The organism is Mucilaginibacter sp., from assembly GCF_028288105.1.
Taxonomy (GTDB): Bacteria; Bacteroidota; Bacteroidia; order Sphingobacteriales; family Sphingobacteriaceae; genus Mucilaginibacter.
In genome coordinates, this window is record NZ_JAQBOI010000002.1 from 1 (window position 1) to 22,277 (window position 22,277).

The window sequence follows — 22,277 nt, forward strand, 5'->3', positions numbered from 1 at the left end:
GTTTTTACACTGTTTGCAATACAAACCAGATACATGGTATCACGGGTCATTTTAACGCCCACGTAATTATAAAAGCCATCTTTTAACTGAATTTGCCCTTGCACGTGTTCGTAATCGGTCCAGTCTGACGCTCCAGGGTTATGCACAGGGATCTTTATTTGTACAAGCTGAGTAGCATCTACCTTGTTCTCATAGATCTGTTTAATGATTTTCACCTCGGACTGGTGGATGAAATATTCGAAGATAAGGGTATACCCACCTGTATTAAACAGATGTATGCTAAGTAATAATAAAGCAAAAAACCTTCTCACAGTTCGTTAGTATTAGGGACAATACATTGTAAATATATCTATTTATTTAATTATAACAAAAAAATTACAAAAAAGCCTTTGGTCTATCAAAACCATATTAAAAACTAATTGCAACGGTTACTTTTTAGGATTAAAAATAGCTACTGCTACCCTCGAATCGGCACAGCCATAATACAGGAACCATTTCTTTTGGAAATAAACCAATCCTTCCATAAATACAGTCCCTGCAGGGTACTGTCCACTTTTTTCAAATGCTTCTTGCGGCACAAAAAAGGGCTTATCTAATCTGCGAATGGCTTTGGTTGGGTCGCTTGCCGAAAACATTACCTGCCCGCCACAATACGAATTTGCGGTATAATGCTTATCGCCATAGGTGATGTTATTTTTACCATTGTATAATAGTAGAATGCCTTTGGGAGTAATTATTGCCGGAGGGCCACACTCGGTTAAATCACTGTCGAAGTAATTTTTTCGGGGTGATATTAGTGCTTTTAATGTACTGTCGTTGTTCATTAAAGGGGCCCAGTTTATCAGATCTGTAGAGGTGGCGGCATACACGCCGGTTTCGCCCCAGTACATCCAATACTTACCATTAATTTTCGCGATTATCTGCTTCGCACCTGTTAGTTTTGTGATAATGGATGCCGATTTACTGGCGATATTAAAGAATTTGCCATTGTACGCCTTACGAAATATAGGGCCGTGTTTTGTCCACTTTTTTAGATCTTTTGATGTAGCTACACCCAAACGCGGCATATCATGATTCCATTGGGTATAGAAAACAACATACGTCCCGTTAGCGGTCATGGCAACACGTGGGTCTTCACAACCACCTTTCCATTCAAATTCTTTCTGACTATCGTTATCCGGATATAACACCGGTACAGGCGACCTCTTAACCGAAATGCCGTTGCTGCTTTCGGCCAGGCCCAGACGGGAAGTCCTGCCCCCTATTCCGGTGCCCGATTTATCTTCGGCGCGATAAAGAATATATATTTTGCCATTTTTTATGGTAGCAGCCGGGTTAAAGGTATCATTGGATTCCCAATCCATTTGCTTTTTGCGCATGGGGTCATAAAACCGGGTGGTAGTATCCGGGCTGATCAATGGATTAACCCTGGCCGGCCGCACAAACGGCCCAAAGGCCCATAAAGGCAATTCGTCGGTTTGTGCCGATACGGAGCCTGCTGTTAATACAAGCAGGACTAAAACCCGGATAACTTTGTAAAAATCTCTCATCATAATTAATAAACAGGTGTTAACCTTACCAGGTATTGATCCATATCATCTTCGTACAAAACCTCTGTTGCCCAACCCTCTTCGGCAGCAACCACCTTTAGTTTTTCATGGTCAATATATAACCATTTAAACCAGTTGGTTTTTTGCCCTTTGTAAGCATACTGATATAACAATTCGCCATAGTAATCACCTTTGGGTATATCACCATCATATAAATAAGCAATATCAGAAGAATCAAATAATAATTGGCCGCCCTTATTCAGTAGCGTTTTGGTATGCCGTAAAAATAGGCGTAATTGTTTAATAGTACCGCATAGCCCTATACCATTCATCATTAATAATAATGTATCGTATTTATCTGCCTGATAGGTGAAAATATCTTTCGCTATTGCATGCTTAACCCCACGCTGCTGCATAATAGTAACAGCCAAACCAGAAATATCCAGCGCGGTAATTTCTAATCCCTTATCCTGTAACATTAAGGCATGGCTACCGGCACCCGCGCCAATATCCAAAACCTTACCGTTGCATTTATTAAGGGCGATAAGCTCCAAGTCGGGCATTTCATCTTCGATACGGAAATATACATCCAGCGGCATCTCTTCTTTTGGGCCGTAGGTGTTGTTTATCCATAGCTTATGCTTGCCGGCATTTTTAAAGTAATCAAATAATGCCTGGCCAAATATATCTTCCAAGTAGTTTGCGGTTTATATCAACCAAAGAAAAGAATTGTATGGTAAAGCGTCAATCTTTTTTCTTCACAATGCTAAGCTCGCCTGTATTTTCCATGTAAATCTCTTTCACATTGTTAAGCGTGTCTTCATTTGTTTTCAGGCGTACATCGCTCATCAGGTCATCTTGTGTCATAAGGCATTTACGCAGATTTTTCTCATTGATATGTCCATCCTGATAAAGTAATATCTTTTCGCCTTTTAATAGTTTGCTAAATGATTTGCTGTATAAAATAACCCATCCCAATATCCGGTGAATTAAAACCAGAACCAGGCAAGCAGCTACAGTAGCCATAAACGGTGAGGCACCAACTACAGCCCTGCTTAATACTGCGCCAAGTATAATGGTAATAGTGATATCAAAGGCCGACTTCTTCCCGAACGTCCTCTTTCCCGAAATATGGATCAGCGCGAGCGCTATAAAATAAACTACAAATGCTCTGGCGCTCATTTGCGATAAGGTAAGGTCTTTACCCTCGCCGAATATTTTAATAATGATATCCATAGACCGATACTTGTATTAAAACAACATTAATATGTTGTTAAATTATAATACAAACACGAGGGATTTGTTTGCCGGCAAGTGTAAAAATTGGCTTATAAACTTACGTTAGTCAAGCTATAAGCTACTATTGTTTTCCAAGAAATGTAGGCAAGTCTTGATCCTGCTTTACAAATAAACAACTTACAGCGCCAATAAGGTTAATCGCACAAAAAAGGCCCCGAAACCGGGGCCTTTCAATATTATGCATGAAAAATTAAAAGCTGTTAATGCTCAACGGGTTTTTGCTGTTCGTTTACCATGTGGGCCAGGGTACTATCCGGCGTTACATTACCCATAGCCATCTGCAATTTATTTTTAAAACCCGACACTACTTTGTCCTTTCCAGCCATTAACGCATTGTAGCCGTCTTTGGCTACATCGGCAGGGTTTGCCATGGCTTCTTTATCTTGCACAGCTTTGCTATTGTTCATTCCGGCTTTATTAAAAAAGTCGGTATCGGTTACACCGGGTTGTAATGCGGTAATTGTAATGTTGGTATCCTTAACTTCTTCGCGGATAGCTTCAGTTAATGATAATACATAAGCTTTTGTAGCATGATAAACCGCTTGCCATGGGCCCGGGGTTTCGCTTGCGATAGAGGCTACATTTAATATTTTACCTTCGTTACGGCTTACCATTTCCTGCAGGAAGTGTTTGGTAAGAATGGTTAAAGCACCAATATTTAGGTCGATGATCTTCAATTCACGATCTATATCGTTATCCTTAAACTCGCCATAAACACCCTGCCCTGCATCATTCACCAAAACATCAATATGTATACCGGTGCGTTTTACTTCTTCACAAAGCGAGAATGCTTCATCGCGGTTAAACAGATCTTTTGCCATGGCTATCACATCGATACCGTTCTGTTGCAGTTCATACGCTGTTTTATCCAGTTCCTGCTGGTTGCGGGAAACAATAATTAAGTTATAATGATCTTTTGCAAATAGCTTTGCCAATTCTAAGCCGATACCGCTTGTCGCGCCGGTAATTAAGGCATATTTTGTATTGCTCATAGTTTTATGATATTTATAGATGTATTAATTTGTTTTACCCGTTCACTACTTCGCCCCCATTAACGTGAATAACCTGCCCTGTGATGTAGGATGAATCATCAGATGCCAGAAAAACATACGCCGGCCCCACCTCTGATGGCTGCCCTGCTCTTTCCATTCCTGTTTCACTGCCAAACTCTTTTATCTTTTCCTCATCAAAGGTTGATACAATGAGCGGTGTCCAGATAGGACCGGGCGCCACAGCATTTACACGTATGTTCTTTTTAGCAAGATTTGTAGCCAACGAGCGGGTAAATGCAGTAATTGCCCCTTTTGTAGATGAGTAATCAATTAAATTTGGTGAGGAACGGTATGCGGTTACCGATGTGGTATTGATAATTGTATCCCCTTCATGCAAATGCTCAAGCGCGGCAGTCGCAAAATGAAAATATCCAAAAATATTTGTTTTAAATGTATCTTCCAGTTGCTCTTCGGTAATATCCTTTAAGTCCTTCTGTGGGAACTGTATGGCAGCGTTATTTACCAAAATATTAAGTTTGCCCAGTTCATTTACTGTTTGCTCAACCGCGTTATTTGCAAATTGCCTGTCCTTTACATCTCCCCGTATCAGTAAACATTTACGGCTTTCCGCCTCAATTAACTTTTGTGTTTCAGTGGCGTCTTCGTCCTCTTCCAAATACACAATAGCCACGTCGGCACCTTCACGTGCATAATGCACGGCAACCGCCCGGCCAATGCCGCTATCACCGCCGGTTATCAGGGCCACTTTGCCTTCCAGCTTTCCGGCTGCTTTGTAATTGGCTTTAATATATTCGGGCCGCGGGTCCATTTCGGCTTCTACTCCGGGCTGATGGTCTTGTTTTTCGGGTGTTTCTTGTTGTGTGCTCATATCCATAATTTATTGCCAGGGTTTTAATACAACCTTTACGCAGTCGTCTTCTTTCTTATCAAAAATCTCATATCCTTTAGCTACCTCACTTAGTGGTAATGTATGAGAGATAATATCATCCAGTATAACCTTCTCTTCTTTAACCAGGTTTATCAGATGATCTATATAATTGAGCACCGGTGCCTGGCCCTGGCGAATAGTTAGGCCTTTATCAAACATGCGGTGCATGGGGAAGTTATCATAAGTTGAGCCATACACACCCATTATAGTAACCGTGCCGCTTCTGCGTACGGCTTTAAAAGCCATGTCCAGTACTTTCATGCTGCCTACTTCAAAATTTACCAGTGCTTTGGCTTTATCAAGAATAGTACGTTCGGGCTCAAACCCTACCGCATCAACGCAAACATCGGCGCCACGGCCACCTGTCATCTCACGGATAGCTTCTATCACATCAACCTCATGGGGGTTAAGTGTATCCACTTTGTTTACGGCGCGTGCTTTTTCTAAGCGATAGTTTAATGGGTCGATAGCGATAACACGACTTGCGCCGTTTATCCATGCTGCTTTTTGCGCCATTAAACCTACCGGACCCGATCCAAATATGGCTACCACTTCGCCACCTTTTAACTGTGCCCAATCAATAGCCGACCAGCCCGTAGGGAAAATATCCGTCAGGAAAAGCACCTGTTCATCGGTCATGTTATCAGGTGCAATTCGCGGACTGATATCGGCATAGGGTACCCTTACATATTCGGCCTGCCCGCCGCTGTAGCCCCCATACAGATCGGTATAACCAAACAATGCCGCGCCTTTCTGATCCATCATATCCCCGTTAGGGCCGTAATGTTTGTAGTTAGAATTTTCGCAACTTGGCGATGCACCATGGCTGCAAAAGAAACAATGCCCGCAAGCTATAGGGAAAGGCACAACCACCCGGTCGCCCTTTTTAAGATTAGTAATGTCTGCACCTACTTCTTCTACGATACCCATAAATTCGTGCCCCATGATCATATCGCTGGTTTGCGGTACCCCGCCGCTTAAAATGTGCAGATCGGAACCGCAAATAGCGGTCGATGTTACTTTAAGGATGACATCCCTTGGGTCTTCTATGCGTGGGTCGTCAACAGTATCGTAACTGATGTCGCCGGGTTTGTGAAATACCGCTGCTTTCATAAGTGTTGTTTTAGTTTTCGTTTGGTTTATATTACAACATGGGTTATTAAATTATAGTTTTAAGAAATTAAATTTAGTTTTTGGTTACAAATTATAAACAACCTGTAGTGTTTAACCACAGAGGGAACAGAGAAAGAAGCACAAAGAACACAGAGAAAATCGAATTTATACTTGTAATGCTTTTGTGTACTCTGTGAAAAAACTCTGTGTACTCTGTGGTTAAAATTTTACCTTCACCTTTGAAAATTGAACTTCAAAATGAAACTACATACTATAGATACCGGCTTTTTTAAACTGGATGGTGGTGCCATGTTTGGCGTAGTGCCGAAGGTGATATGGAATAAAACCAACCTGGCCGACGATAGAAACCTTTGCACCTGGGCCATGCGTTGCCTGCTGATTGAAGATGGCAACCGCTTAATTTTGGTTGATACAGGCATTGGCAATAAACAGGATGAAAAGTTTTTTAGTTATTACTATTTGCATGGCGATGCTACACTGGGTAGTTCGTTAGCCGCAAAAGGCTTTCATAGGGATGACATAACCGATGTATTTTTAACCCACCTACATTTTGACCATGTTGGCGGTGCAGTTACACGCAATGGCGAAAAACTATTACCAACATTTAAGAACGCTACATACTGGAGCAACGAGCAACATTGGGATTGGGCGGTTAACCCCAACGAACGGGAAAAAGCATCGTTCCTGAAAGATAATATATTACCTATACAGGAAAGCGGCCAGCTAAAATTTATCCAGGCCCGGGATGGTGTCAGCTTTACAGATGACATTAGCATCCGTTTTGCATATGGCCATACCGATGCCATGATGCTGCCGCTTATTAATTACAAAGATAAACAGGTTTTATACATGGCCGATCTGCTGCCATCTACAGGCCATTTGCCCCTGCCCTATGTAATGGCATATGATATGTTCCCGCTAAAAACTTTGGGCGAAAAGAAAGCTTATTTAAATGAAGCGGTTGAAAAGGAATATATATTATACCTGGAGCACGACCCAATAAACGAGTGCTGCACACTGCAACAAACCGAAAAAGGAATAAGGGTGAAAGAGGTGTTTAAGTTAGATGAGATCTAATTTTTAACGTTTAAGAAATTTTATTAAAATAAACTTCTAAAATCTTTCACCACAAATATTATTCCAAAACAAGTCAATTAAAACATCTTTCATATAATAGTAAAATACTGGCATTATTGGCTATAAAATGTTATTTTTAGAAACAAATTTGTAGCTTTGCACGTTCAATTCTAAATTATAAGAATCGAGGTTAATAAAATAAATGAGACAACTCAAAATAACTCAATCCATTACCAACCGTGAGTCACAGTCCCTCGACAAATATCTTCACGAAATTGGTAAAGTTGACCTAATAACTGCCGAAGAAGAGGTAATTTTAGCACAGAAAATTAGAGAAGGCGATCAGGCTGCATTAGAGCGCTTAACAAAAACGAATCTTCGTTTTGTGGTATCGGTAGCTAAGCAATATCAAAACCAGGGACTTACTCTTGGTGACCTTATTAACGAAGGTAACTTAGGATTAATTAAGGCTGCAAAACGCTTTGATGAAACCAAAGGTTTCAAATTTATATCATACGCTGTTTGGTGGATTCGTCAATCAATATTGCAGGCCATTGCAGAGCAATCACGTATTGTGCGTTTGCCATTAAACCAGGTTGGTTCCCTGAGTAAAATAAGCAAAGCATTTTCAAAGCTTGAGCAAGAATATGAACGCGAGCCATCTCCGGAAGAGCTTGCTGATATGCTGGAAACTACAGTAGACAAAATATCTGATACCTTGAGTAACAGTGGTCGCCATGTATCTATGGATGCGCCATTTGTACAGGGAGAAGAAAATACTTTATTAGATGTACTGGAAAACCAGGAGCCTAATACAGATTCTATCCTTATCAACGAGTCTTTATCTGAAGAGATAAAACGTTCGTTATCTACCCTTACCGAGCGTGAGCGCGAAATAATTGTTTTGTTCTTTGGTTTAGGTAGCAATCATCCTTTATCACTGGAAGAAATTGGCGAAAAGTTCAATTTAACACGGGAGCGTGTACGTCAAATTAAAGATAAGGCGCTGCAAAGGTTACGTCATACCTCAAGAAGCAAAATTCTGAAATCATACCTGGGATAACTATAGGTTAAAAATTAAGCCTCCGTTAAACAAAACGGAGGTCTTTTTCGTTATGGTTATATGGATCCATCCGGTTACGAACACTTATCACCCGCCGAAGCAATTGCTTATCAGAACGTCCTGCGTCAAAGAATCCAGATTCGTGAACTGCAAAAGCCTATTAAAACTATAGCCGGGGCTGATATTTCCTTTAATAAAGATTCAGAACTATTATATGCCGGCATTGTGGTATTTAAGTATCCGGATATGCAGGTAATAGGCACATCTACAGCTATAGCACATACGTCTTTTCCTTATATCTCGGGCTTACTTGCTTTTAAAGAGATCCCTGCCTTGTTCAGCGCCTGGAACAACCTGTATATAAAACCCGATCTGCTGGTGTTAGACGGACAAGGCATAGCTCATGAGCGCCGCCTTGGTATTGCTACACATTTTGGCTTGCTTACAAACGTCCCTACTATTGGCAGCGCAAAAAGCAGGCTTTATGGAAAGTACAAAGAACCGGCTGATGAAATATTTGCCGAAAGCCCTATGTATGATAAAGGCGAACTCATTGGCATTGCCCTGCGCAGTAAATTACACTGTAAACCTATTTACATTTCACCGGGACACAATATCAATATGCAGCAAAGCGTTGATGTGATAAAAAATTGCATCCGTGGCTATCGCATACCTGAACCTACCAGGCAGGCACACATCTTAGTAAACAAAATAAGGATAGAGAACGGGGAAGATAAAACTAAGCAGCTGGGATTGTTCGATTGATTCGCTTAAACCATACATGTCTCATATCCGTACCTTATTAAAGTACTTTTACAAACCCATACTGCCCTGGAACTTAGGGTTTACCCTTACCGCTATTTTTTTTATCGGTACATACGGCCTCCGGGTTACAGGCTTCATGTTTTTTTGGAAATTTATAGGTTATGCTTCAACTATATTCCTGCAAAGCTATACTGCCAAAAACGTTTATATGTATTACCGCAATGCCGGTTACAGCATAAAGCGGATGTATATTTGTGCCTTTGCAATTGATATGGCCATATTTATAATTATGCTCACCCTTTTATTTACCGCCCATCATTTATTTGCTCCGCACCATGTATACACTAAAGGCCGATAGCATTGAACTGGCTTTTGACGGCCGCAAGATTTTGCGGGATGTTCATTTGTCGTGTAAACAGGGTGAGGTAATTGGTTTGTTAGGCCGCAACGGCTGCGGTAAATCATCCTTGCTGAAAATCATTTTTGGCACCTTAACCGCCTCCCACAGATATGTTAGTATTAACGATCAGTTTATACACAAAGGCTATCATAATAACCGCATAGCTTATTTGCCACAGCACAACTATCTTCCAACGGGTATCCGGCTGGACAAATTAGCTAAAATACTCGTTGATCCATCTTCATGGGATGATTTTGCCGCGCTGCCCATATATCAGCGAAACTCCAATAACACTGCAGGGCAAGTATCGGGTGGTGAACTGCGCCAGTTGGAAACTATGATGATCATACATAGCAGAGCAGATTTTATTTTACTGGATGAGCCATTTACACACATATCCCCCATACAAGCCGATGAATTTAAGCCCATTATTCGGGCATGCGCCAAACGTAAGGGAATCATTGTAACAGATCATCAGTATTACAATATATTAGAAGTTAGTGATAAGGTAATTTTATTAAACGATGGCTGCACAAAACACATTATTGATAATGAAGAATTAGTTACTTACGGCTATCTTAGCAGTATTAATCAATAATACCATGACTATCCCTATTTACCAGGCCGATGCCTTTACCGATAAATTGTTTGGTGGTAACCCCGCTGCTATATGCCCATTAGAGGAATGGTTGCCGGATGAAACCATGCAAAAGATAGCGCTGGAAAACAACCTTGCCGAAACTGCCTTTTTTGTAAAAACCGAAAATGGGTATTTGTTGCGCTGGTTTACCCCCGAACTGGAAATAGACCTTTGCGGGCACGCCACACTTGCATCGGCACATATATTATTTACCGAACTGGGATACGAGGGGGATACCATTTATTTTGATACCGTTAAAGCCGGTACGCTGATAGTAAAACGCGATGGCGATAAATATTCTATGGATTTTCCATCGCGGCCCCCATTTGCAGCCGATAAGCCCGAAGGATTAATAGAGGCTTTGGGCGGCAAAAAGCCTAAAGATATCTTACGCTCGCGCGATTACTTTTTGGTTTACGATAACGAAGACGATATTTTAGATATAAAGCCCGACCACTTTGCTTTGGCCAAGATAGATAGCTTAGGCATTATTGTTACAGCCCCTGGTAAGGATGTTGATTTTGTATCCCGTTTCTTTGCCCCTGCTGCCGGTGTTCCCGAAGACCCGGTTACCGGCTCAGCGCATTGCAACCTAATACCCTATTGGGCCGCAAAATTGGGCAAGAACAAACTGCATGCCTACCAGATATCTGCCCGCAAAGGCGAATTATGGTGCGAGCTTAAAGGCGACAGGGTAATTATGGCAGGCAAAGCGGTTACTTATCTTAAAGGACAAATATACATTTAGGCGAAGCCCCCCAGCCCCCTGAAGGGGGAGCTTTTGAAAAACTTAAATTTATATTTCAACTCCTTCTTCAGGGGTTGGGGGGCTGACTTTTTTTGCTTATTTTCCGAACTTAATTTTTTTAGATCATACGGAGTATTAATGCAACTTACACAGTTAGAAATCAAGGGGTTTAAAAGCTTTGGAGATAAGATCACCATTAATTTTAATGAGGGTGTTACCGCTATTGTAGGCCCTAACGGCTGCGGTAAATCTAATGTGGTTGATGCCATACGCTGGGTATTGGGCGAGCAAAGTACCCGTGCGCTGCGTTCCGAAAAAATGGATAACATTATTTTCAACGGAACTAAAAGCCGCAAGGCCGCTAACCTTGCCGAAGTTTCTTTAACATTCGACAATACCAAAAACGTTCTCCCTACAGATTTTTCGCAGGTAACTTTAACGCGCAGGTTGTACCGTACAGGTGAAAGCGAGTACCGCCTTAATGATGTGCAGTGCCGTTTAAAAGATATTACAGATCTTTTCCTGGATACCGGCATCGGTGCAGATTCGTATGCTATCATCGAGTTAAAGATGATAGACGAGATCATTAACAACAAGGAAGGTTCGCGCCGTAATTTGTTTGAAGAAGCATCGGGCATATCTAAATACAAACTCCGCAAAAAACAAACATTCAGCAAATTAAAAGATACAGAAGCCGATCTGGAACGTGTAGAAGACCTGCTTTTTGAGATAGAGAAGAATTTAAAAGCCCTGGAGAACCAAGCCAAGAAAACCGAGCGTTATTATAAACTGCGGGATCAATACAAGGCATTAAGCATTTCGCTGGCATCATTCCGTATCGCAAATTTCAGCAAGTCGTTAGCAGAGATTGAAGAGAAAGAACAGATCCAACGGGAAGAAAAATCGGGTATTGCTACACAAATAGATACTTTGGAAGCCGCATTACAGCGAAATAAGCTGGATAGCCTTACAAAAGAGAAAAACCTTGCGGCACAACAAAAAGCCAGTAATGAGTTCACGGCCAAAATACGGGCATACGAAAGCGAGAAACGTGTTAAGAACGAACAGCTCAAACATCAGCAGGATAAAGAAACCCGCTTAAAAGAGGAACTTGAACGGGACAATAACCAGTTCAAACACGTTCAGTACAATATAAAACGCCTGAGCGAAGAAAAGCTACAGGAAGACGAAAATCTGCATACTATTACCCAGCGTGTTGCCGAATTAAAGGAAGCGGTTGACGAACTTCGTGCGCAACAGGCAGAGGCCCGTAACGAGTTAAATGAACTGAACAGTATAAACGGTAGACTGCAAAACCAGCTTTACAAAGCCGAAAAGGATATTGATATCCTGAATATACAACAACAGGCGCTTGAGCAGGAAAGCCAGCGCAATATGGAAGACACCACCAATAAGGAGGCAGAACTTTCGCACTTTAACAAAGTGGTAGCCGAACTGGAAAGCCGGACAGGTACCCTAAAAAGTGAATATGACCTTGCAGTTAATGCAGAAAACAAACTACAGGAGCAAATAACCGAAACAGAGACCGAGTTAAAAACAGTTAACGATAGCGTAGCCACTGATGGCCGTAAGCTGGATGCTAAACAAAACGAGTATAACCTTACCAAAAGTTTGGTTGATAATTTAGAAGGCTTCCCGGAGTCTATCCGTTTCTTAAAAAAGAACACCAACTGGGCTAAAACAGTCACCCTGTTCAGCGATATACTATTTTGCAAGGAAGAATACCGTGTAGCCATTGAGAACTACCTGGAACCACTAATGAACCATTACGTGGTGAATACATATGATGAAGCTATAGCTGCCATAAATTTATTGAGCAACTCGGCAAAAGGACGTGCGCACTTTTTCATACTGGATAACTACGAGGTCGCTTCAAAACCAACCGAAACAAGTTTAATAGATTCGGCCGCTGTACCTGCTTTATCTGTTGTAGAAGTTGAAGAACGTTATAAACCATTATGTAATTATTTGCTAAAGAGTGTTTACCTGGTAAATGATAATACAGAACAAGATATTAATGCGGTTAAATTACCTGACGGCGTTGTGTTGATTGGCAAGAGCGGCAAGTTCAATAAATCTAAACATACCATGGCTGGTGGCTCGGTAGGTTTGTTTGAGGGTAAACGTATTGGCCGCGCCAAGAACCTTGATAACCTGTTAAAAGAAATTAAACAGGCCGAAACCCGCATCCAAAATTATAAAAACAAAAGCGAGGAGCTACAAAGCAAGCTATCTGCCTTAAAGGCATCGGGCAGAACAAACGAGCTAAGGCAGCAGCAGTTTGAACTGAACCAGGTAAATACTGAACTGGTTACCGTTAAAACTAAACAGGAACAATACCAGGCATTTATTGAGAATAGCCTTAACCGCAAGCAGGATATTGCCAATAAAGTAGCCGGCATAAAAGAAGAGATACTTAACCTTGGCCCATTATTGATTGAACTTAAAGCTCAAAAGCAGATCCAAAGTGATTTGATGCTGGATAAGCAACAGGCCTTTAATGAACTGAACGAAATGGTAACGGTACAATCCAATACCTATAACCAGGAAAATATCCGTTTCCATCAGCAGCAAAATAAGGTTTCGGGTTTGGTGAAAGACCTTGATTACCGCGAAACACAATTGGAACATTTGGATGTACGCATACGCCAAAATAGTACTGAACTGGAAAAAGTGAAGGCACAGATAATGGAAAACCTGCAGCAAACCGGCGATAGCGACGAAAGCCTGCTGGAAATGTATGAGCAAAAGGAAGCGCTTGAAAAAGGCACTGCCGAAGCCGAGCAGGAATACTATGCATGGCGCGCCACCATTACCGAAAGCGAGAACGAGGTTTCGAAACTGCGACAAAAGAAAGATCAAACCGAGGCTTTAGAGAATGAGTTAAAGGATCAACGCAATAATCTTAAGTTGGAACTGAACGCTTTGCGCGAGCGCTTATCAGTAGAGTTTAACGTAGACATAAACGACCTGATCGAGATTGACACCAATGAAGCCGGCGATGAAGATGATATACGCGAACGTACCGAAAAATTAAAAAGGCAACTTGACGATTTTGGCGCTATTAACCCAATGGCTGTTGAGGCTTATAATGAAATGAGCGAACGCCACAGCTTTATACAGGGGCAAAAGAAAGATCTGGCCGAAGCCAAAGCATCGTTATTGGCAACCATACAGGAGATAGATGATACCGCTAAAGAGAAATTCATGTTGGCCTTTACTATGGTGCGCGAGAATTTTATAAAAGTATTCCGTTCGCTGTTTAACGAGGAGGATTCCTGCGATCTGATACTAAGCGACCCGCAGCATCCGCTGGAGTCTGAGATTGATATTATTGCAAGGCCTAAAGGGAAACGCCCTTTATCTATCAATCAACTTTCGGGTGGCGAAAAAACGCTTACAGCTACGGCTATACTATTCTCGCTTTACCTGTTAAAGCCCGCGCCCTTCTGTATTTTTGATGAAGTTGATGCCCCGCTTGATGATACCAATATTGATAAGTTCAATAACATTATCCGTAAATTCTCTAAAGAATCCCAGTTTATCATTATATCTCACAATAAACGGACTATTGCCTGTACCGATATTATTTATGGCGTAACTATGGTTGAGCAAGGGATATCAAGGGTTGTACCTGTTGATCTGCGCGAATTGGCTGATTAAGAATTATACATAAAAAAAAGTCTGAAAGTTTAAACTTTCAGACTTTTTTTTGCAGACCAGCTTATTTTTTAAGTTTCAGATGATCATATATCATGCCTTTAAACTGTTTTCTATCCATTTGGGTAGTCATCTTCTTTGCTTCATCCATAGATAATGTTCTAAGATTAGATGTGCTTTGTATTTTTTTAGTCGGTATAGAGAACACACCGGTTTTTACATAGTTAATAGCATATGCAAATAAATCTTCAGTTGGGTCACCAAACTCTTTACTTACGTCATCAAAGTCTTCAACTCCCGGATATTTAGCCGAACCAGGCTTCATACCATCATAATAGCCTCCGTTGCCTGCAGAGTTTTTGGTTTCAAACTGAGGTACATATAATTGATATTTATTAATATCGATAGCAAAGAAACCTACAGGTTTACCATAACTTGTTGTTCCAATAAGTTTAACATCCATTTTAGGTATTAAATTATTTATCGTAAGCTCACTTGCTGATGCCGTAGAACCTGTAACAATAAAAAACACCCTGCTGATATTTAAATTACCGGCTTTAGCAAACTTTGCCTGATTGGAAGGATCGGTAGGCAAAAATTCGCCAGGTGAAATATTGTAGATCTTACTTAATAAAGGGTGGATATCATGCTGAAGATCATCATTATAATATGTAGAATACATTAACGAACCATTGGCAGATGAAGGCGCAATTAAATCACTTAAATATTCGGCTGTTGAAACATAACCACCTCCGTTATAGCGCAGGTCAACCACTAAATCTGTTACGCCCTGTGTTGCAAAATCGCTGAATGCAGCGTCAAGTTTGGGCCTGGCGTTAGAATCTTCTGTGAAGCTGTTAAATACGATATAACCTACCTTTTTACCACCACCTGCATCAACAACCTTTGTAGCCAAAACAGGGTTTACAATATAAGTACCTGTTGACATGGACACATTAAAACTACTACCATCGGGTTTTTCAAGAGTCATGGTAATGCTGCTGGAACTATTGTATGCATTAACAATAAAATTAACGTTAGTGCCGGCATCATAGTTCAGCCCTGAACCGGTACGGCCATTTATAGCGGTAATTTTGTAACCTCTTTTAATGCCTTTAACATCAGCAGGCGAACCCGGATAAACATATTTTACTCTTAAATCACTAACTGTAGTACCGTATGCAGGTGCAAAACCAAAATCACCTTTTACACCACCTAACTCGCCGGATACGCTTCCATCGTCAATAAAAGAATATTTTGCATAACCTGGTGATGGTGAATAATATTCATAAGGCTTACCAGTTACAGTATTTATGGCATATTGCGATAATGCATCCACTTCGGTTGATAATGCGTCCAGATCATTAGTACCACTAAACGCACGTGGCTTAAATGCTGCGTAAGTTGGCAGATCTTTATTCCAGTAATAGGTTTCCTTTGTGTATAAAAAAACGGAATCTTTTATCAGATCAAGCACAGAACCATTTTTAGAAGGCTCTATTGGATCTGGGGTTATTTTTTTATCCTTTTTACAAGACGTTATACCTACCGTAGAAAGCAGTAGAAACAAGTAAAATATTTTCTTCATAGCTTATATTAATTATTTATGAGTTAACGATATTATTATATATATATTATATTTACTGATATTATATGATTTCTTTAACGCTTATGTAGTCTATACCACATGCCTCGGCGCATAACTTATCTGTATCCGAACCTTCTATCATAATTAGGTCCCTACGTTCCAGGTTATGCTCTTGCATTAACAAGTGCAATACATCCGGTTCGGGTTTAGGGAGGCTTTCATTAGCAAAGTAACAGATCAGGTAGGGCTCCAACCCATGCCACTCTACCTGTCGTAGCTTATTAAGCTGTTGCTGTGGGTTACCGTTTGTTACTATAAAAAGCTTTTTACGATCCAAAACCACTTCCTGCATAAAGCTAAGCATATTTTTGAATAGCAGCAATTTTAATGGAAGGCGAGATGTTAATAACATTATCTCTAAATTTTTACGATACTTTTCATCAACGTTTAACTCGGTTGCTATTGTGTTAAACACTTCCCCCTCTCCTTTCTGGGTATACGTATCTATCATCAGATCGGTTGTCTTGGCGGCGCTATTTAATTCGGTGTATTCTAATAAATTCGCAAAAAGATAGTAGATCTGGAAGTAATAATCCTTTGCAGGGTAAAGCACATCATCCAGTTCAAAAATAAAAGCTTTTTTACGTGGGTCTATATCGCTATAAGTTATGGCTGCCATTTATAATATCAATATTATACTCTTTAAATAATTGCCCGGATAATAGCAATACATCCGCCTCCTGCTTATTAAGCAAATAAGCGGTATCAATGTTATTATCTAAACAAAAGGTTAGCATTTCGTGCGCATAAGTATCTGATGCCGGGTTGGGTAATTTCAGCATTCCCATAAAAGCGGGTAGCTCATTATAATCGCCCATAATAACTTCATCATTATTCAGACTATTTTTAAGCTTATGGGCCTGGGCCGATGTAGCAGATGTAATAAGTATTTTCACCTATAAATTATTTACAATTAACCCGTCCTTCATCAATATCGTGCGGTCGCTCATATCAGACAGGTCCTGGTTGTGGGTTACAATTACAAAGGTTTGGTTAAAATCCTTACGCAGTTTTATAAAAAGTTCATGCAGTTCCAGCGCGTTTTTTGAATCAAGGTTACCGGATGGCTCATCTGCAAATATCAGGGCCGGATTATTTATAAGCGCCCTTGCCACGGCAACGCGCTGCTGCTCGCCGCCAGATAACTCTGCCGGTTTATGCGTAATCCTATCACCCAGGCCAAGCATCTCTAATAATTCCTTAGCTTTTTTTTCGGCTTCGGCACGTGGTATACCTGCTATAAATGCGGGTATGCACACATTTTCTATAGCGTTAAATTCTACCAGTAAATGATGGAACTGAAATATAAAGCCGATTTTTTGATTGCGAAACTCGCTTAAATACTTGTTGTTAAGTTTGCTAACCTCAACATTATCAATAAATAATTGGCCGGAATCTGAAGCATCCAACGTGCCAAGTATGTTTAACAGTGAGCTTTTACCTGCGCCCGATGCACCTACAATGGTTACAATTTCGCCGCGCTTTACTTCAAGGTCTACCCCTTTTAATATATGGAGCTTTCCGTATGATTTATTTATTGATTGTGCTTTAAGCATGGGCAAATTTAGTGATTAGAGATTAGTTAATTCGCGCTCTGATGTTATTTTACCTCAGAAAAAATATTCATAGCAATATAATTATCACAAAACAATTACCGTAAATATTACAAATCTCTAACCTCTACTCTCCAATCTCTAAAAACAAAATAGTAGCTTTACCGCAAATTCTTCAAATAACATGAACATTCACGAATATCAGGGCAAAGCGATATTGAAAAGCTTTGGCGTAAGAGTACAGGAAGGCATAGTTGCAGATACACCTGAAGAGGCTGTTGCTGCTGCTCAGAAAATGAAGGAAGACTTCGGGTCGGACTGGACAGTTATAAAAGCACAGATACACGCAGGTGGTCGTGGTAAAGGCGGCGGTGTAAAGCTTGCTAAAAACCTTGAACAGGTTAAAGAAATTGCAGGCAATATTATAGGCATGCAATTAATAACCCCGCAAACCGGCCCCGAAGGTAAACTGGTAAAAAAGATTTTGGTTGCACAAGATGTTTACTACCCGGGCGAAAGCGAAGTAAAAGAATATTATATAAGCGTATTGCTTGACCGTGCTAAAGGCCGCAACATTATCATGTATTCTACCGAAGGTGGTATGGATATTGAAGAAGTAGCGCACTCTACACCAGAGTTGATACACAAAGAAGAAATTGACCCTAAAGTTGGTTTACAAGGTTTCCAGGCACGTAAAATTGCTTTTAACCTTGGCCTATCAGGCGATGCATTTAAGGATATGGTAAAATTCATTACTGCTTTATATAAAGCGTATGATGCTACCGATTCTTCTCAGTTTGAAATAAACCCGGTATTAAAAACTTCTGATAATAAAATTTTAGCTGTTGATGCTAAAGTTAACATTGATGATAACGCATTATACCGCCACGCAGATTATGCGGCATTGCGTGATACTGATGAGGAAGACCCTACCGAAGTTGAAGCAAGCAAATCAAACCTTAACTATGTTAAGCTTGACGGTAATGTTGGCTGTATGGTTAATGGTGCCGGTTTAGCTATGGCAACTATGGATATTATTAAAATTGCCGGTGGCGAACCTGCTAACTTCCTTGATGTTGGTGGTACTGCTAACGCGGCAACTGTTAAAGCTGGTTTTAATATCATTTTGCAAGACCCTAACGTTAAAGCTATACTGATCAATATTTTTGGTGGTATTGTTCGTTGCGACCGTGTTGCACAAGGTGTTATTGATGCTTACAACGAAATTGGTAATATCCCTGTTCCTATCATTGTTCGTTTACAAGGCACCAATGCCGAAGAAGGTAAACAACTAATTGATAATTCGGGCCTGAAAGTTTACTCTGCTATCCTTTTAAAAGAAGCTGCAGACAGAGTTAAAGAAGTTTTAGCGCTTTAATTTTAGTGATTACTGATTGGTTAATTAGAGATTAGTTGACCTATTAATATTAAGGGAGCCCGGTGGCTCCCTTTTTTGTTACTTTGTTTATGGAATAATGAGGACGAATGCATCCTGTCGATAAAAACGTAACATGAAAAAATCCTTTAAAATTATCACAACTATTATTGCAGTACTGTTATTAGGTTTTAATGCAAAAAGCCAAACGCTTTTGACACCTACAGAATTAATACACGCCTACCAGCTTAACGACAGCAGCATTAATACGATGCTAAGTGTTAAAGGGTATCAGATACAACATACGCAAGAAGTTAACGGACAGAAAACAATAACCTGGCATTTCCAGGTACGGCCTGGCGAGATCAGTGACCTTTACTTTCTTAAAATTACTTCCACTCAAAAAACAACTATCCGTTATTGGATAATGAATGCATTTTTTTACAAACAGTTTATGGATAACGTTGTAAAAGAGAATTACAAGTTCGCGGAGATCAGGATAATTGACAAGGAATGTTACTCCGTTTTTAAAAAGGAAGATAAACAGCTATTGATAAGTCAAAAAAGGGTAATAGGCCAAGATGATAATTACTTCGAGATCATGATCAATTAGTGACTTACTTACGTTACCACTAACAATTGTTCATTAATAAATACTCATTCAATATGATTTCAAACAAACATTCCCCCTATTTATACCGTTGTTTAGCCATATGTCTGTTAATTGTAAATGTTTGGAAATATAATACATGTTTAAACATCTATCATTATCTTTGTGCTATAATTAATCGAAACAAAAACAAACTAAAAATATCATGGCAACAACAAAATGGGTATTAGACCCAATGCACTCAGAAGTACAATTTAAAGTAAAACACCTTGTAATATCAACTGTAAGCGGTTTCTTCAAATCATTTGAAGGCCAGCTGGAAACAGAGAATGAAGATTTTACAGATGCGAAAATTGAATTTTCACTGGATGTGAACAGTGTAGATACTACGCAACCACAACGCGACGAGCACTTAAAATCTGCTGAGTTTTTTGACGCGGCAACACACCCGAAGATCACTTTTAAATCAACTTCCTTCACAGCTGATGGTGATGACTATAAATTAGTAGGCGACCTTACTATTAAAGATGTTACAAAACCAGTTACCCTTGCAGTTGAATACGGTGGTTCTGCCGGCGATTTTTATGGCAACACAAAGGCTGGCTTTGAAGTTACCGGTAAAATAAACCGTAAAGAGTTTGGCTTAGTGTGGGATGGCGTTACCGAAGCAGGTTCTATTGTAGTAGGTGAAGATATTAAACTTATTATGAACATACAGTTTGCTAAGCAAGCATAAGTAGTTCTAATATCGAAGTTTCAATTTCGAATTGATTTTAAAATGCCGGATATAACATTTATTCGGCATTTTTGTATTTATAAAATATCAAATTCGAAACCCGATATTTGCACTATGCTAATAAAGATATACCCCGAAAACCCAAATGAGAAAGCAATAGAACAGGTTGCTGATGTACTGCGCAAAGGCGGCCTCATCATATACCCTACTGATACCGTTTATGGTTTGGGATGCGATATAACCAATCAAAAGGCCATTGAAAGGATCTGCAAGATCAGGAATATTAAACCCGAGAAAGCCAACTTCTCTTTTATCTGCTATGATCTTAGCCATATATCAGATTACATAAAACCTATTGATAACGCCACGTTTCGTGTACTGAAGAAAGCGCTGCCGGGGCCGTTCACCTTTATTTTTAATGCCAGCCACGCTGTACCAAAGCTCTTAAGCTCAAACAAAAAAACAGTAGGTATCCGTGTGCCAGATAACGATATAGCCCGCGAAATTGTAAAAGTATTGGGCAACCCTATCCTATCAACCTCTATCCACGATGAGGATGATATCATCGAATACTCTACCGACCCCGAACTGATCCATGAGAAATACGAAGACCTGGTTGATCTGGTAATTGACGGCGGTTACGGCGAAAACATTCCATCTACCGTTATCGACTGTACGTCTGGTGGCTTCGAAGTTATTCGTGAAGGTAAAGGCGAGTTGGAAGATTATTTATAATCTTATATTTACCTTGCTGCCTTAATAACCGGCAAATACATCTTGATAACAAACCTTAAACAATTCACCGAATTTATCCGCTCAAACGCTACCGGTGGCGGTATACTCATTGCCTGTGTGGTTGTTTCGCTTATTATAGCCAATACTGGTTTCAATCCATCTTTTAATAATATCCTTACCACCCAGCTTGGCGCCTATACTACCCTTGCCTGGATAAACGATGGCTTAATGGCCATCTTCTTCCTGCTGGTAGGACTGGAAATTAAAGACGAGGTATTAAATGGCGAACTATCTGATAAACAATCGGCCACGCTGCCCATATTTGCGGCCATTGGTGGCATGCTTGTCCCCGCCGGGATCTACGCGCTCATCAACATAAATACAGCTACCGGTAAAGGCTGGGGCATCCCTATGGCTACCGATATTGCTTTTGTAGTGGCTATCATCAGCATCATCAAATCGAGGGTGCCGCAATCGTTGCAGGTATTTATAAAGGCATTGGCAATTGTAGATGATCTTGGGGCGATATTGGTTATCGCCATATTCTATTCGGCGGGCCTTCATACAACTTATTTGCTGCTGGCATTGGCCATGTTTATTTTGCAGCTCATATTTAACCGCTTTAATGTGCGTTATTTGGCAGCATACCTTATTCCGGGGGTATTCATGTGGTATTTTATCCATCATAGCGGCATACATGCAACGGTGGCGGGGGTACTAACGGCAATGGCTATCCCACATAATATTAAGCTGGATTTCTCCCCACTAAAGAAGCTGATACATCTGCTGGAAAACCCGGTAAACTTTATCATTGTGCCGTTATTCGCCCTGGCAAATTCTAACATAAATATTATGGAAAGCCTGGCTGGTAGCAATATTATCAACCCGCTATCGGCAGGGATATTATTTGGTTTGTTATTAGGCAAGCCCGTAGGCATAACTCTGTTTAGCTGGCTGGCGGTAAAACTTAAGCTATCAAAATTAGCCGATGGCGTAAAATGGACACAAGTTTGGGGGATTGGTCAGTTAGCAGGGATTGGGTTTACCATGTCCATATTTATGGCGCTGCTTTCCTTTGCTGATGCCGGATTACAAAGCCAGGCAAAGTTCACTATATTGATTACATCTTTACTGGCAGCTGCAATTGGTTATATATTCCTTGCTAAAATTAAAAAAGTGGAAGCTTGATATTATAAATAAGCTCTACATTCTTTACTTCACTCCATCTAAAATTAAAAATCTGGCGGTTTAAAAAAACACGTTATACATATTCAAATTTTATCCGGTTTTCAGGAAACTCATTACTGTGATGTATCTTTAAC

22 protein-coding genes and 1 pseudogene are annotated in these 22,277 nt (G+C 40.3%); 12 read left to right on the forward strand and 11 right to left on the reverse strand.

What is annotated here, in order from left to right:
* The 7 genes from JWQ85_RS00015 to JWQ85_RS00045 all read right to left on the reverse strand — a co-directional run.
* Positions 1-311 (reverse strand): hypothetical protein (locus JWQ85_RS00015; protein ID WP_299462014.1); only part of this gene is annotated, 311 nt, incomplete at its 3' end.
* A gap of 117 nt (positions 312-428) precedes the next feature.
* Positions 429-1,553: a glycoside hydrolase family 130 protein gene (locus JWQ85_RS00020; RefSeq protein ID WP_299462017.1), complete on the reverse strand. Its 1,125-nt coding sequence runs from the start codon at positions 1,551-1,553 to the stop codon at positions 429-431.
* 2 nt (positions 1,554-1,555) lie between these two features.
* Positions 1,556-2,245 carry a methyltransferase domain-containing protein gene (locus JWQ85_RS00025; protein ID WP_299462020.1) on the reverse strand — a complete coding sequence of 230 codons (690 nt, stop codon included), beginning with the start codon at positions 2,243-2,245 and terminating at the stop codon, positions 1,556-1,558.
* A gap of 49 nt (positions 2,246-2,294) precedes the next feature.
* Entirely contained in the window at positions 2,295-2,786 is a 492-nt protein-coding gene (locus JWQ85_RS00030) for a DUF421 domain-containing protein (RefSeq protein WP_299462023.1), read from the reverse strand.
* A gap of 263 nt (positions 2,787-3,049) precedes the next feature.
* On the reverse strand, positions 3,050-3,841 hold the full coding sequence (locus JWQ85_RS00035; RefSeq protein ID WP_299462026.1) for an SDR family oxidoreductase: 792 nt from the start codon (positions 3,839-3,841) through the stop codon (positions 3,050-3,052).
* A gap of 34 nt (positions 3,842-3,875) precedes the next feature.
* A complete protein-coding gene (locus JWQ85_RS00040) occupies positions 3,876-4,730 on the reverse strand; it encodes an SDR family oxidoreductase (protein WP_299462029.1) in 855 nt (284 codons plus the stop codon).
* A 9-nt stretch (positions 4,731-4,739) separates the two neighbouring features.
* Positions 4,740-5,903, reverse strand: a complete 1,164-nt coding sequence (locus tag JWQ85_RS00045) for a zinc-dependent alcohol dehydrogenase (protein WP_299462032.1) — start codon at positions 5,901-5,903, stop codon at positions 4,740-4,742.
* Positions 5,904-6,161: 258 nt separating this feature from the next.
* On the opposite strand from JWQ85_RS00045, the gene JWQ85_RS00050 reads away from it, so the two are divergent.
* The 7 genes from JWQ85_RS00050 to smc all read left to right on the forward strand — a co-directional run bounded on the left by JWQ85_RS00050 (position 6,162) and on the right by smc (position 14,301).
* Positions 6,162-7,001 carry an MBL fold metallo-hydrolase gene (locus tag JWQ85_RS00050; protein ID WP_299462035.1) on the forward strand — a complete coding sequence of 280 codons (840 nt, stop codon included), beginning with the start codon at positions 6,162-6,164 and terminating at the stop codon, positions 6,999-7,001.
* Between the two features lie 202 nt (positions 7,002-7,203).
* Positions 7,204-8,064, forward strand: coding sequence for an RNA polymerase sigma factor RpoD/SigA (locus tag JWQ85_RS00055; RefSeq protein WP_129875191.1), 861 nt, complete (start codon positions 7,204-7,206; stop codon positions 8,062-8,064).
* A gap of 60 nt (positions 8,065-8,124) precedes the next feature.
* Complete coding sequence (nfi, locus tag JWQ85_RS00060) at positions 8,125-8,829, forward strand: deoxyribonuclease V (RefSeq protein ID WP_299462042.1); 705 nt, start codon at positions 8,125-8,127, stop codon at positions 8,827-8,829.
* 16 nt (positions 8,830-8,845) lie between these two features.
* Positions 8,846-9,187 carry a hypothetical protein gene (locus JWQ85_RS00065; protein ID WP_299462045.1) on the forward strand — a complete coding sequence of 114 codons (342 nt, stop codon included), beginning with the start codon at positions 8,846-8,848 and terminating at the stop codon, positions 9,185-9,187.
* Positions 9,165-9,827: an ATP-binding cassette domain-containing protein gene (locus tag JWQ85_RS00070; RefSeq protein ID WP_299462048.1), complete on the forward strand. Its 663-nt coding sequence runs from the start codon at positions 9,165-9,167 to the stop codon at positions 9,825-9,827. The genes JWQ85_RS00065 and JWQ85_RS00070 overlap by 23 nt, the downstream gene beginning before the upstream one ends.
* 4 nt (positions 9,828-9,831) lie before the next feature.
* On the forward strand, positions 9,832-10,617 hold the full coding sequence (locus tag JWQ85_RS00075) for a PhzF family phenazine biosynthesis protein (RefSeq protein ID WP_299462050.1): 786 nt from the start codon (positions 9,832-9,834) through the stop codon (positions 10,615-10,617).
* Positions 10,618-10,755: 138 nt separating this feature from the next.
* Positions 10,756-14,301 (forward strand): chromosome segregation protein SMC, encoded by a 3,546-nt coding sequence (smc, locus tag JWQ85_RS00080; protein WP_299462053.1) that lies wholly within the window; start codon positions 10,756-10,758, stop codon positions 14,299-14,301.
* Positions 14,302-14,362: 61 nt separating this feature from the next.
* Here the strand turns inward: smc and JWQ85_RS00085 are convergent, their stop codons facing one another.
* The 4 genes from JWQ85_RS00085 to JWQ85_RS00100 form a co-directional block, all read right to left on the reverse strand.
* Positions 14,363-15,886 carry a S41 family peptidase gene (locus JWQ85_RS00085; protein ID WP_299462056.1) on the reverse strand — a complete coding sequence of 508 codons (1,524 nt, stop codon included), beginning with the start codon at positions 15,884-15,886 and terminating at the stop codon, positions 14,363-14,365.
* Between the two features lie 61 nt (positions 15,887-15,947).
* Complete coding sequence (locus JWQ85_RS00090; protein ID WP_299462059.1) at positions 15,948-16,565, reverse strand: HAD family hydrolase; 618 nt, start codon at positions 16,563-16,565, stop codon at positions 15,948-15,950.
* A complete protein-coding gene (locus tag JWQ85_RS00095) occupies positions 16,546-16,842 on the reverse strand; it encodes a hypothetical protein (protein ID WP_299462062.1) in 297 nt (98 codons plus the stop codon). The genes JWQ85_RS00090 and JWQ85_RS00095 overlap by 20 nt, the downstream gene beginning before the upstream one ends.
* Positions 16,843-17,502: an ABC transporter ATP-binding protein gene (locus JWQ85_RS00100; protein WP_299462065.1), complete on the reverse strand. Its 660-nt coding sequence runs from the start codon at positions 17,500-17,502 to the stop codon at positions 16,843-16,845. It lies immediately after the preceding gene.
* A 178-nt stretch (positions 17,503-17,680) separates the two neighbouring features.
* On the opposite strand from JWQ85_RS00100, the pseudogene sucC reads away from it, so the two are divergent.
* The 5 genes and pseudogenes from sucC to nhaA all read left to right on the forward strand — a co-directional run.
* Positions 17,681-18,877 (forward strand): annotated as a pseudogene (gene sucC / locus JWQ85_RS00105) (ADP-forming succinate--CoA ligase subunit beta); the annotation flags it as partial.
* A 133-nt stretch (positions 18,878-19,010) separates the two neighbouring features.
* Complete coding sequence (locus tag JWQ85_RS00110; protein ID WP_299462071.1) at positions 19,011-19,487, forward strand: hypothetical protein; 477 nt, start codon at positions 19,011-19,013, stop codon at positions 19,485-19,487.
* A gap of 202 nt (positions 19,488-19,689) precedes the next feature.
* Positions 19,690-20,220 carry a YceI family protein gene (locus JWQ85_RS00115; RefSeq protein WP_299462074.1) on the forward strand — a complete coding sequence of 177 codons (531 nt, stop codon included), beginning with the start codon at positions 19,690-19,692 and terminating at the stop codon, positions 20,218-20,220.
* Positions 20,221-20,334: 114 nt separating this feature from the next.
* Complete coding sequence (locus JWQ85_RS00120) at positions 20,335-20,955, forward strand: L-threonylcarbamoyladenylate synthase (RefSeq protein WP_299462077.1); 621 nt, start codon at positions 20,335-20,337, stop codon at positions 20,953-20,955.
* Positions 20,956-20,997: 42 nt separating this feature from the next.
* On the forward strand, positions 20,998-22,143 hold the full coding sequence (nhaA, locus tag JWQ85_RS00125) for a Na+/H+ antiporter NhaA (RefSeq protein WP_367186171.1): 1,146 nt from the start codon (positions 20,998-21,000) through the stop codon (positions 22,141-22,143).
* The last annotated feature ends 134 nt before the right edge of the window (positions 22,144-22,277 follow it).